At 67.2% G+C, this 12,131-nt stretch carries 12 protein-coding genes; all 12 read right to left on the bottom strand.

From position 1 onward, the window contains the following. The 12 genes from DMH01_RS26305 to rplJ all read right to left on the bottom strand — a co-directional run bounded on the left by DMH01_RS26305 (window position 1) and on the right by rplJ (window position 11,834). Complete coding sequence (locus tag DMH01_RS26305; protein ID WP_125679943.1) at window positions 1-522, bottom strand: hypothetical protein; 522 nt, start codon at window positions 520-522, stop codon at window positions 1-3. A 31-nt stretch (window positions 523-553) separates the two neighbouring features. Next, the gene (locus DMH01_RS26300) at window positions 554-1,819 is read right to left on the bottom strand and encodes an MCE family protein (RefSeq protein ID WP_125679942.1); all 1,266 of its coding nucleotides are present in this window, start codon (window positions 1,817-1,819) and stop codon (window positions 554-556) included. Continuing rightward, window positions 1,819-3,021: an MCE family protein gene (locus DMH01_RS26295; protein ID WP_125679941.1), complete on the bottom strand. Its 1,203-nt coding sequence runs from the start codon at window positions 3,019-3,021 to the stop codon at window positions 1,819-1,821. Before DMH01_RS26295 ends, DMH01_RS26300 begins: the two co-directional genes overlap by 1 nt. Further along, entirely contained in the window at window positions 3,021-4,199 is a 1,179-nt protein-coding gene (locus tag DMH01_RS26290; protein WP_125679940.1) for an MCE family protein, read from the bottom strand. Before DMH01_RS26290 ends, DMH01_RS26295 begins: the two co-directional genes overlap by 1 nt. Continuing rightward, window positions 4,196-5,182: an MCE family protein gene (locus tag DMH01_RS26285; RefSeq protein ID WP_034304202.1), complete on the bottom strand. Its 987-nt coding sequence runs from the start codon at window positions 5,180-5,182 to the stop codon at window positions 4,196-4,198. Before DMH01_RS26285 ends, DMH01_RS26290 begins: the two co-directional genes overlap by 4 nt. After that, window positions 5,179-6,210: an MCE family protein gene (locus tag DMH01_RS26280; protein ID WP_125679939.1), complete on the bottom strand. Its 1,032-nt coding sequence runs from the start codon at window positions 6,208-6,210 to the stop codon at window positions 5,179-5,181. The genes DMH01_RS26285 and DMH01_RS26280 overlap by 4 nt, the downstream gene beginning before the upstream one ends. Beyond that, window positions 6,207-7,550 (bottom strand): MCE family protein, encoded by a 1,344-nt coding sequence (locus DMH01_RS26275; RefSeq protein ID WP_199745634.1) that lies wholly within the window; start codon window positions 7,548-7,550, stop codon window positions 6,207-6,209. Before DMH01_RS26275 ends, DMH01_RS26280 begins: the two co-directional genes overlap by 4 nt. Next, entirely contained in the window at window positions 7,547-8,383 is an 837-nt protein-coding gene (locus DMH01_RS26270) for an ABC transporter permease (RefSeq protein ID WP_016331063.1), read from the bottom strand. Before DMH01_RS26270 ends, DMH01_RS26275 begins: the two co-directional genes overlap by 4 nt. A gap of 3 nt (window positions 8,384-8,386) precedes the next feature. Then, window positions 8,387-9,139 carry an ABC transporter permease gene (locus tag DMH01_RS26265; protein WP_020633292.1) on the bottom strand — a complete coding sequence of 251 codons (753 nt, stop codon included), beginning with the start codon at window positions 9,137-9,139 and terminating at the stop codon, window positions 8,387-8,389. A 38-nt stretch (window positions 9,140-9,177) separates the two neighbouring features. Next, complete coding sequence (locus tag DMH01_RS26260; protein ID WP_125679938.1) at window positions 9,178-10,347, bottom strand: ABC transporter ATP-binding protein; 1,170 nt, start codon at window positions 10,345-10,347, stop codon at window positions 9,178-9,180. 501 nt (window positions 10,348-10,848) lie between these two features. Further along, window positions 10,849-11,235 (bottom strand): 50S ribosomal protein L7/L12, encoded by a 387-nt coding sequence (rplL, locus tag DMH01_RS26255; RefSeq protein ID WP_061979981.1) that lies wholly within the window; start codon window positions 11,233-11,235, stop codon window positions 10,849-10,851. Window positions 11,236-11,282: 47 nt separating this feature from the next. Further along, a complete protein-coding gene (gene rplJ, locus DMH01_RS26250; RefSeq protein ID WP_125679937.1) occupies window positions 11,283-11,834 on the bottom strand; it encodes a 50S ribosomal protein L10 in 552 nt (183 codons plus the stop codon). Between the last annotated feature and the right edge of the window lie 297 nt (window positions 11,835-12,131).

The raw sequence follows: 12,131 nt of genomic DNA, 5'->3' as shown, positions 1-12,131 counted from the left end.
TTACTGACCGGCCGCGACGAGGGGCACGTTGTCGATCCCGGACAGCTTCCACTCATCGCCGACCCTGGTCATCGAGACCTCCAGGCGCAGCGCCTTCGAGCTCGCCTTGTCGCCCTGGGTGACCTGGGTGGAGATGGCGGCGAGGAAGCTCGCCTTGCCCTCGTGGTCGTCGAGTTCCTCGACCGCGATGTCCTGGATGGTGGTCACGACCTTGGTCTTCGCGTCGCCGAGCGCCTTGCGGTAGGTCGGCTCCAGCTGGGCCAGCTGCTGGCTCATCTTGTCGTCGGAGACGGCCTTCTGCTTGGCGAAGAACTCGTCCAGTTTCTCGAAGTCGACCTCGGTGTACGCCTTGATCGCGGTGCCGCCCGCCTTGACCACATCGTCCCGCGAGCGCGCCAGGTCGGCGTTGTCGTCCGACGCGGCCACGGCCCACATGACACCGAAGATCGCCGCGGCGACGAAGGCGGCGAGCGCGAACGCCGCCGCCCCGAGGACCAGGGTCCGCGATCGAGAAGAACTCATGACACTCCAGGTTAGATATACGGTCTCGGCGTCAGCCGGGCAGGCCCAGCAGCGTGCCGAGGGTGGGCAGGCTGACCCCGGGGCTCTGCAGGACGCTCGGCATGCCCTGTGCCGCGCGCAGGCTGGCCAGTTCCTCGGCCGAGCGGCCGGCGTTCGCCGCGACGTCGCCTTCCGACGGGATCTGCGGGACCCCGTTGTACGGCACGTTCTGCGAACCGCGCACGTTGATCGGGCTGCCCTTCGGCTCGGCGCAGTACGCGTCGTCCTTCGGCGCGCGGGGCGTCGTGTCGGTGCCTTCGCGGTACTTGTCGAGGCCGATGTAGCCCTTGGTGCACGAAGGCGGGTTGAACAGGTTGAGCGCGAGACCCAGGTGCGCGGTGCCGTCGTTGGCGACGCTGTTCGCGCCGGCGGCCAGCATCGGGTAGGTCACGAGGCCCTGTTCGAGCCCGTCGAGCCGGGTCACCAGCAGGTTCGACGTGGTGAGCAGGTTCGCCGTCAGCGCGCCCAGCCCCGGCCCGGATTCGGCGAGCACCGAGCTGATCTGGTTCGCCACCTGCGGGGTGATCCCGATCAGCTTCCGGATGTCGGCGTCGGAGTTCTTCAGGGTGCCGGAGAGCTTGTTGAGGTCCGCGCTGAACGACTTCATCGAGCTCGCCATGTCGTTCTGCGTTTCGAGGACCTGCCCGCCCTTTTCCAGCAGCTGGACGGTCTGCGGCAGGTACTCCCGCGCGGTCGCGGTGAAGCTCCGCGCGGTGTCGAGCAGCCGCTGAAGGTCCGGGCCGGTGCCGTTGAAGGCGTTGTACGACTCGTCGACGACCTTGCGCAGCGAGTCGGTCGGCACCGAAGCCGCGAGGCTGTCGAGGTCGCCGATGAGCTGCTCGGTGGGCACGGGCGTCTTGACCCTGTCGGCCGGGATGACCGAACCCGAGTTCAGGAACGGTCCCTTCTCGCTCTTGGGCTTCAGGTCGACGAACTGTTCGCCGACCGCCGACCGGTTCGCGACGACGGCGTCGAGATCGGCGGGCACCTGCGGGGCGTCCGGCGAGATGTTGAGGTCGGCTTCCAGCCCGGTCTTGGTCAGGCGCAGCTCGCCGACCCGGCCGATGTTGAAGCCCCGGTACGTGACCTCGGCGTTCTGGAAGATGCCGCCCGACTGCTTGAGCTGCAGTTTCACCGTGTAGCCCTCGTCGCCGAAGACCTGGCCGAGCCCGGCGAACCGGATCAGCGCGTACACGATGGCGACCACGGAGATGATCGCGAAGGCGACCAGCTGGATCTTCGTCCTACGGACCAGCATCAGCCGGCACCTCCCGACAGCACGCCGAAGATCCCGGCGGGTCCGGTCTGTTGCGGCTGTCCGCCGCCCTGCGGCGCGCTCGCCTGGCCGCCCGCGACACCGCCGACGCTGTCCGGGATCGGCAGCGGCGGGTTCGCGCCCGGCCCCTCGGTGCCGCCGGTCAGCCCCGGCACCGGGACGACGTCCTGGAGCGGGTTCTGACGGCTGCGGCCGAGGTTCTTGAGGATCTCGTTCAGGTTCAGGTCGATCTTCGCGAACAGGTTGAAGTAGTCGCCCTTGACGCCGTCGTAGGCGGCGTCGCTGAACGGGAAGGTCAGCAGGATCTCCAGCGCCTTCGGCAGATCCGAGCCCGCCTCGCCGAGCTTCTGCAGCGTCGGCTGCAGCGCCTTGAGGTCGGCGACGAGGTCTTCCTTGCTCTTGTTCACCGTGTCGACGGCGACGCCGGACAGGTGGTTGAGCGCGTTCAGCATGGTCACCAGCTGACCGCGCTGCTGCTCCAGCACGCCGAGGCCGGGGCCGAGGTTGTCGACCGCGCCGACCAGCTTGTCCTTCTGGCCGTTCAGGGTGAGCGAGAGCCGGTTCAGCCCGTCGAGCGCCCGCGTGATGTTCGCGGACTGCTTGTCCAGGTTCGTGACCAGCTCGTTGGTGTTGTTCAGCAGCGCCTTGAGCTCCGGCGAACGACCGTGGGTGGCGTTGTTGAGTTCCTTGGTGATGGTGTTGAGCTGTTCGACCCCGCCGCCGTTGAGCAGCAGCGAGAGCGCGCCGAGCAGCTCTTCGACCTCGACGCTGCGGTTCGTGCGGGCCAGCGGGATCACCGCGTTGTCGGCGAGCTTGCCCTGTCCGTCGGCGGGCGCCGCCAGCTCGACGTACTTCTCACCGAGGAGGCTCGACTGCTTGACGTTGGCGAGCGCGTTCGCCGGCAGCTTCACGTCGCCGTTGACCCGGAGGGTGACCTCGGCGTTCCAGCCGTCCGGGGTCAGCCCGATCGCTTCGACGCGGCCGATGGCGACCTCGTTGACCTTCACCCCGGCCTGCGGGGTCAGGTCGAGGACGTCCCGGAACTGCACCTTGACCGTGTACGGGTGGTCGCCGAGTTCGGCGCCGCCGGGCAGCGGGACGTCGTAGATCCCGTTGAACCCGCAGCCGCTCAACGTGAGCGCCGCGATCGTTCCGACGGCCGCGAAGGCAAGTTTCGTACGCATCATTTCGCCGCCGTTCCGTAGAGCTGACCGGCGATCGGCAGCGGCAGCGGCGGCAACTGGCCCGCCTGCGAGGACTGGATGACCTGCGCGATCGAAGGCAGCGGCACCAGCCCGTCGACCAGTCCGGCGACCCCCTTGCAGGCGTCGCCCAGCGCGTCGAGCGCGTCCGGGGTCTGCTTGAGCAGGTTGCACACCATCACCAGCGGCGGCTGGGTGAGCTCGTTGAGGTTGGCCCGCGCGTCGAGCGTGCCCGACGAGGCGTTGTAGGTGTTGACCAGGTTGCCGAGGCCGACCGGGGCGACGTCGAGGATCTCGGCGAGCGCGCCGCGCTGGTCCACGAGCACCTTGGTCACACTGGCCAGCTTGTCCACATTGGACTTGAGCCGGTCGCGGTTCTTCTCGATGAAGGCCTGCACCGCGGTGAGCGTGTCGGACAGCTGCTTCACCGTGGCCGAAAGGTTTTCCCGTTCGCCCGCGAGGAATCCGCTGACGTCGGCGAGCTGCCGCTCGAAGTCGCGCACCTGCTTGTCGCTGTTCACCAGCGTCTGTGAGAACGAGCCGAGGTTTTCGACCGTCTTGAACAGGTCGTCCTTGTTGCCGGACAACGTGCCCGCGGCCTGGCCGAGTTTCGTGATCGTGTCGTGCAGCGCCTGCCCGTTGCCGTCGAAGTTCTTCGCGGCGGTGTCGAGCAGGTTCGACAGCGAACCGTTCTTGTTGGCGCCGTTGGGCCCGAGCGACTTGCTGACCCGGGAGAGGCTGGCGGCGAGTTCGTCGACTTCCAGCGGGACCTCGGTGCGGTCGAGGCCGATGACCGCGCCGTCGGCGATCCGCGGGCCGCCCTTGTAGGCCGGGGCGAGCTGCACGTAGCGGTCACTGACCAGCGACGGCGACACGATGATCGCCTTCGCGTCGGCGGGCACGGGCACCGAACGGTCGTACTCGAGTTCGACGCGGACCTGGTTGCCCATGGGCTGGATCTTGGTGACCGTGCCCATGTCCACGCCGAGCATGCGGACACTGTTGCCCTCGTAGAGGCCGACGGTGCCGGCGAAATACGCGGTCACGTGGTTGCGGCCGGCGTCCTTGAGCGTCCACCACAGCGCGCCTGCGACGACCAGCGCGAGCACGATCGCGATGGTGAAACCACGCGCGAGACTCTGTCCGAGACGGGTACTCATTTCTCGTAGCACCCCTTGTCGTTGATCGGCCCGAACGACGGCAGGACCAGCCCGCAGATGTAGTTGTCGAACCAGCGGCCGTTGCCGATCGTGTTCGTGAACACCCGGATGAACGGCGCGAACCGCGCGATGCCCTGACCGAGGGCGTCCTGGTTGCGCTGGAGCATCGACGTCAGCTGGTCGAGCTGGGTGAGCACCGGGTCGAGCTGCGCGTCGTTGTCGTCGACCAGGCCCTTGAGCTGGGTGGCGAGGTTGCGCGAGCCGTCCAGCAGCGCGGAGATCGCGTCCTTGCGCTTGGCCACCTCGCCGAGCAGCTTGTTGCCGTCGGCCAGGAGCTTCTGGAACTCGGCGTCACGGTCGACGAGCGTCTGCGAGACCTGCCGCGTGTTCGCGAGCAGGCTCGACAGCTGCGAATCACGCTTGGCGATGGTGTCCGAAAGCCGGGAAAGGCCGTTCAGGGCGCCCTTCACGTCGGCCGGGGTGTCCGCGAAGGTCTCCGTGATGACGTCGAAGCTCTTCGCCAGCTGAGTCGTGTCGATGTCGTCGACGGTCTGCGAAAGCCCGCGGAAGGCGTCGAGGACGTCGAACGGCGACATCGTGCGCTCACGCGGGATCGTCGCGCTCGGGTCGAGCGTGCGCTGCCCCTGCGGGTCGAGCGCCAGGTACTTCTGGCCGAGCACGGTCTTGATCTTGATGGCGGCGCTGGTCTTGTCGCCCAGCCAGGCGTCCTTGACCTTGAAGGAGATCCGGACCTTGTCGCCGTCGAGCTTGATCTCGGAGACCTTGCCGACCTTCACGCCGGCGACCCGCACGTCGTTGTCCTCCTGCAGGCCCGAAGCCTCGCTGAAGTCCGCGGAGTACGTCGTCCCGCCGCCGATGACCGGCAGGTCCTCCGAGTTGAGCGCGGCGAGGAAACCGAGCAGCAGCACCGAGATGCCGACCAGCGCGATCGGGATCGGATTGCGTTTCTGGAACGACTTCATGCCGTGCACCTCGCCCGGTTCACCGGCAGCAGCGGCAGGTTGATCGGTTCGTTGATCAGCGGAGGCAGGGCGACGGCTCCCGTCATCTCACACGCGAAGAAGTTGAACCAGGAGCCGTAGTCGGCGGTGCGGGTCAGCGCCGTCACCTTCTGCGGCAGGAACTGGATGAAGTGCTCGACGATCGGCTGGCTGTCGTTGAGGTTCTTCGTCAGCGTGCCGAGCGCGGCGATGTCCTGCTTGAGCGGCTCGCGGGCCTCGCCGAGCAGACCGGAGGTCGTCTGGGCGAGGGTGCCGAGCGAGTCGATGGCGTCGCCGATCGGCTCGCGGTCCGCGGCCAGCCCGGAGACCAGCTGCTGCAGCTTGACGATCAGGTCGTTCAGCTGCGGTGTGTGCGCGTTGACCGTGTCGAGCACCGAGTTCAGGTTGTCGATGACCTCGCCGATCACCTTGTCCTTGTCGGAGATCGTGGTGGCCAGCGACGCGGTGTGCTTCAGCAGGCTTTCGACCGTGCCGCCCTCGCCCTGCAGGACCTGGATGACCTCGTAGGACAGCTTGTTGATGTCGTCCGGGTTGAGCGCGGTGAACAGCGGCTTGAACCCGTTGAACAACTGCGTCAGGTCGAGCGCGGGCGTGGTCCGCTCCAGCGGGATGTTCCCGCCGGGCTCCAGCGTCTTGCCTGAGGAATCGGTGCCCTGCCCGAGCGAGAGGTAGCGCTGGCCGACCAGGTTCCGGAACTTGATCTGCGCGGTCACCCCGGCGGGCAGTTTGCGGCCGGCGTCCACTTCGAACTCGATCTCGGCCTGCCGCCGGTCGACGATGCGGACCTCCTTGACCTGCCCGACCCGGACACCGGCGATGCGGACGTCGTCGTTGGGCAGCACGAGGGTCGCGTCGCTGAACCGCGCCTTGTAGGCGTTGGTGCTGGTGGTGTTCACGTTGGCGATGCTGATCCCGAGGATCGTCGTGAACAGCACGGTGACGACGATGAAGGCGCAAAGCTTGATCAGCGGTGCGAGGAGACCCCTCATTTGACGTGCACCTCCGCCCCTCGGTAGAGCGGGCCGACGAGCAGCGAGCCCCAGCCCGGCACGTCCGAGGCGGACATGCCGACCTGCGGGGCGACCAGCTGCGCGAGGAAGTCCGATTCGGACGCGCTGTAGGACGGGCTACCGCCGGGCGCTCCCCCGCCGTTGCCGTTGTAGCCGCCGTAGTTCGCGAAGCCGTTCGACGGCGAGAGACCGTCGTTCGCCGAGCGGGCAGGCGCCTTGACCGTGCTGCCGTCCTTGATCGGGCCGTCCGGCGGGTACTGCGGGAACGGGTCCGGGAACTGCTTCAGGTCGTAGCAGCGCGGGCCGCGTTTGTCCTCGAACCGCGGCTCGTCCTTGCCGGGCAGGTACGGCCCGCGGTTGACGGTGACCTCGATGGTCGCGTGCAGACCCGGCCGGTCGGTGCCCTTGCCGAGGGCCTTGTCGATCTTCGGCAGGTTGGCCGCCATCTGCCCGATCACGCACGGGTACTCCGGCGCGTACTTCGCCAGCAGCTCCGCCGTCGGGCGGGCGGTGTCGGCGAGCCGGATCAGGTTGTCCGCGTTGTTCTGCAGGAACGTCTGCAGATCGACCGAAGCCTGGGTGACGCTGCCGTAGAGGTTCGCCAGGTTCATCTTCTGGTCCACCACGGTGCGGGTGGTGGTGCTCAGGTTGTCCAAGGTCTGCACCAGGTCCGGGGCGACGGCGCCGAGGTTGTCCGAGAACTTCGCGAGTTCCTTGAGGTTCTGCTGGAGCTTGGGCTCGTGCGGGTTCAGTTCCCCGACGTAGCTGCCGAGCTGCGCGAGGGTGTCGCCGAGCTGGTCGCCGCGGCCGTTGAGCGCGGTCGAGATCGCCGAAAGCGTGCTCGACAGCTTCTGCGGCTGGACGGCCTGCAAGACCGGCATCAGATGCGCGAAGGCCTGCTCCAGCTCGACCGCGCCGGAAGTGCGGTCCTGGGTGATCACGTCGCCCTCGGCGATCGTCTTCTCCGAAGGCACGTCCGGGATCTCGAGGGAAACGAAACGCTCACCGAACAACGTCTTCGGCAGGAATCGCGCCGAAACGTTCTGGGGGATCAGTTTCGCCGACTCCGGATTCAGCGCGAGCGTGAGTTCGGCGCCGTCCGGGGTCGCGGTGATCTCCTTGACCGAGCCGACGATCAGCCCGCGGACCTTCACGTCGGACTGCTTCAGCAACTGGTTCCCGATGTTGCCCGACTGGAGCTTCACGCTGACGACGGGCGTGAACGCCCTTTGGTACAGCGCGATGCTCAGCGCCACTCCGCCGATGAGCACGGCGACCAGAAGCAGGCCCAGTAGCCTGCGCCGGACTGTCGCGATCATCCTGCGATCCTCACCGTGACGTCGGTTCCCCAGATCGCGAAACCGATGAAGAAGTTCATGATGGACACCGTGACGATGCTCAGCCGGACCGCTTTACCGACGGCCACGCCGACACCGGCGGGACCACCGGAGGCCCGGTATCCGAAATAGCAATGGGACAGGATGATCAAGACGCTGAACAACAGCACCTTGATGAACGAATACAACACATCCTGTGGTGGTAGGAACAGGTCGAAGTAATGGTCGTAGGTACCCGCTGACTGGTTGTAGATGTAGATAACGACCAACCGGGACGCGAGATACGAACTCAGCAGGCCGATGACGTACAGCGGGATGACCGCGACGAAACCGGCGATGATCCGCGTCGTTACCAGGTACGGCAGGCTGGGCACGCCCATGACTTCGAGCGCGTCGATCTCTTCGGAGATCCGCATCGCGCCCAGCTGGGCGGTGAATCCGGCGCCGACCGTCGCCGAAAGCGCGAGACCGGCGACCAGCGGCGCGATCTCGCGGGTGTTGAAGAACGCGGTCAGGAAGCCGGTGAAGGCCGACGTGCCGATCGAGTTCAGCGCCGAATAACCCTGAAGACCGACGAGGACACCGGTGAACAGCGTCAGGCCGACCATCACGCCGACCGTGCCGCCGATGACCGCGAGCGAGCCGGAACCGAAGCTCACCTCGGCCAGCAGCCGCAGAACTTCTTTCATGTAGCGGCGAAGCGTCCTCGGCGTCCACAGCAACGCGCGGCCGTAGAACGACATCTGGTCACCGAGGTTGTCCAGAGTCTGCAAAGGACGGTTGGCGACCCGCTTGGCGCCCTGGAGGAAGGTCATGCGTCAGTCCAGCTTTCCGGGCACGATCTGCAGGTAGATCAGCGTGATCACGAAGTTCACCACGAACAGCATGAGGAACGTGATGACGACCGACTGGTTCACCGCGTCCCCGACACCCTTCGGGCCGCCGGACGGGTTCAGTCCCCGGTAGGAGGCGACGACCGCGGCGATGAAGCCGAAGATCAGCGCCTTCAGCTCGCCGACCCACAGGTCCGGCAGCTGGGCCAGCGCGGAGAAACTCGCCAGGTACGCGCCCGGCGTCCCGCCCTGGAGGACGACGTTGAAGAAGTACCCGCCGAGCACGCCGATGACGCTGACCATGCCGTTCAGCAGGAGCGCCACCAGCATCATCGCGAGCACCCGCGGCACGATCAGCCGCTGCACCGCGGAGACGCCGAGGACCTCCATGGCGTCGATCTCTTCGCGGATCGTCCGCGCGCCGATGTCCGCGCAGACCGCGCTACCGCCGGCGCCCGCGACCAGCAGCGCCGTGACCAGCGGGCTGGCCTGCTGCACGGTGGCGAGCACCGACCCGGCGCCCGTGTAGGACTGGGCGCCGAGCTGGCGGGCGAGCGAACCGAACTGCAGCGAGATGACCGCGCCGAACGGGATCGCGACGAGCGCCGTCGGCAGGATCGTGACGCTCGCGATGAACCAGGCCTGCTGGATGAACTCCCGCAGCTGGAACGGGCGCTGGAAGATGCCACGAACGATGTCGAGGCCGAGGGCGAACAGGTTCCCGGTCTCGCGCAACATGCCGATCCCGGGGATCTTCGCCGATGAAGCGGAAGAGCTCACGCGCCACCTGACCCCGGATCTTGTGGCCGCAAGCGGTGGTTGCCCGCTCTCCCGGGGTGCGGGATGTGGGCGACCTGATCGTCGGGCAACTGGCCCTGGTGGTGGTTCGGGATCGAGCTCTCGGCGGGCGCCGACCGGTGGCCCGCCGCCGCGAGCCGCTGCGGGCGGACACCGTAGCGCTGCTGCTCCTCCGGGGAGAGCGACTCGATGATGCTCTGCTGCGCCTCGGCGGGGAGGCCGTGCAGGATCTGCATGACCCGGTCCTTGCGGCGGACCGCGCCCATCCGGGTCGGCACGCCGGGCGTCGGCTGCATCTGCGGCGGCACCCCGCTGACGTCCTCGACACCGCCCGCGTGGTGACCGGCCTCGAACATCGCGCGCTCCGCGGCGAGCTGGGCCGAGTCCTTCTCCTCGCTCATGCCGATGGGGCCGTCCATCTTGCCGTTGAGGAACTGCTTGACGACCGGCTCCTCGCTGGTCAGCAACACCTCGCGCGGGCCGAACATGACCAGTTCCTTGCGGAAGAGCATGCCCAGGTTGTCCGGGACGGTGCGGGCGAGGTTGATGTTGTGCGTGACGATCAGGAACGTCGCGTCGATCTGCGCGTTGACGTCCAGGAAGAGCTGCGAGATGTAGGTGGTGCGGACCGGGTCGAGACCGGAGTCCGGCTCGTCGACCAGGATGATCTGCGGGTCCAGCACCAGGGCGCGGGCGAGCCCGGCGCGCTTGCGCATACCGCCGGAGATCTCGCCGGGCAGCTTCTTGTCGGCTCCGTTGAGGCCGGTCATCTCGAGCTTCTCGAGCACGATCCGGCGGACCTCGGTCTCCGACTTCTTCGTGTGCTCCCGCAGGGGGAACGCCACGTTGTCGTAGAGGTTCATCGAGCCGAAGAGCGCGCCGTCCTGGAAAAGGACGCCGAAGAGCTTGCGCACCTCGTAGAGCTGGTGTTCGGAGCACGTCACGATGTCGACGCCGTTGATCATGCAACGGCCACGGTCCGGCTTGAGCAGACCGATCATCGACTTCAAGAAGACGGACTTACCGGTTCCGGACGGGCCGAGCATCGCCGAAACCTCGCCCGGAGGCAGGGTCAGCGTGACGTCCCGCCAGATGGCCTGCTTACCGAAGGACTTGGAAAGACCTTCGATGACCACCTCGGCACCCATCGCACCTCCAGGAGCTGTTCCGCGTCGTCGCGCACTGCCTTCCCGTGCCACTGGCCCGGGAGGACGCATGCGTTCGCGCAGCGATACCCGCGTCAACCAGGTGCAACGAGCTGAGTGCGAACAGGTTACTCACCAGTTTTCTTTTCTGGCCAGACCCGCGGGTAACTTTTCGCGCAGCCCGCCGCCTGCCCGTGCACCGCTTGCAGCACCGTAGTGCACGTCACTCCGGCGCGCAGATCCACAACGTTCCCCGCCCCTGCCGGATCGCGATTAGGGGGCTAAACGCAGGTCAGGGCCCCTGCCGCCCTCCGCGCCACCCGGATCGCGTTTAGCGGGCGAAACGCGATCCGGGGCCTTGGGCGCGCCCAGATGCTTAGCGTGGCTACGCGTCGCGATCAGGGGGCTAAACGCAGGTCGGGGCCGGAGACAGCGAAGGGGCGGGCATCCGTGTGGATGCCCGCCCCTTCGACGGTGCTGCGGTAGGCGCTGACGCGCCCGGGATCACTTGATGGTGATCTTGGCGCCCGCGGCCTCGAGCTTCTCCTTGGCGGCCTCGGCGGCCTCCTTGTCGACCTTCTCCAGGAGGGCCTTGGGAGCGGCCTCGACCAGCTCCTTGGCCTCCTTCAGGCCCAGACCGGAGACGACCTCACGGACGACCTTGATGACCTGGATCTTCTTGTCACCGGCGGACTCGAGAACGACGTCGAACTCGTCCTGCTCCTCGGCGGCCGCGGCGGGGGCGGCACCCGGGGCGGCGGCGACGACGGCAGCCGGGGCGGCCGCGGTCACGTCGAAGGTGGTCTCGAATTCCTTCACGAACTCGGACAGCTCAAGAAGGGTGAGCTCCTTGAAGGCGTCGATCAGCTCGGTGGTGCTCAGCTTCGCCATGGTGGCTTTCCTCTCTGAAACGAACTAAAAGTTCGGGGTGGGGGTGTTCAGCTCTCGGCGGGTGCTTCGGCTGCTTCGGTACCGGCGTTGCGCTGCTTGTCCTCCAGCGCGGCAGCCAGGCGGGCGACCTGGGACGCCGGCGCCTGGAACAGCGCGGCGGCCTGGGACAGCTTCGCCTTGAACGCGCCCGCCGCCTTGGCGAGCAGGACCTCACGGCTGTCGAGATCGGCGATCTTGGTGATCTCGTCCACGGACAGCGTCTTGCCGTCCATGTAGCCGCCCTTGATCACAAGCGCGTTGTTGTCCTTCGCGAAGTCGCGAAGCGCCTTCGCGGCGTCAACAGCTTCACCTTCGACGAAGGCGATCGCGGTCGGGCCGACGAACAGGTCCTCGAGACCCTCGATTCCGGCGTCCGTGGCGGCACGCTTGACGAGGGTGTTCTTCGCGACCCGGTACTTGGCATTGGTGCCGAGAGCGCGGCGCAGCTGGGACAGCTGGGACACGGAGAGGCCGGTGTACTGGGTAACGACTGTGGCCGAGCTGCTGCGGAAGCTCTCCGCGATCTCGGCGACGGCCGCCTCCTTGTCGGGCTTCGCCATGGTCGCCTCCTCTCTTGGCTAGTGGTCCACTGGCCTTGAGAGCCCTGAAACGACGAAACGCCCAGCGCAGACAGGCGCGGGGCGTCAGGGCACACGACGACATGCGTCGTGGACGAGCCTCGTTCCTCCTGCGCGGGTCGCCCGCCCTAGCGGGGCCTTCGTTCTCCAGGCCAGATGACCGGGAGAAGACCAGCGGTCTTCGGTAGAACCTTGACAAGAATACGTGACCCTCTCCCGGCCTTCGCACCGGGGCCCGGTCAGATCGCGTTTAGCGGGCTAAACGCGACCGGCGGAGTG

It is taken from the genome of Amycolatopsis sp. WAC 04182 (assembly GCF_003947465.1).
Classification (GTDB): Bacteria; Actinomycetota; Actinomycetes; order Mycobacteriales; family Pseudonocardiaceae; genus Amycolatopsis.
The sequence above is the reverse complement of the archived record's forward strand: the minus strand, read 5'-3'. Positions and strand labels throughout refer to the sequence as shown.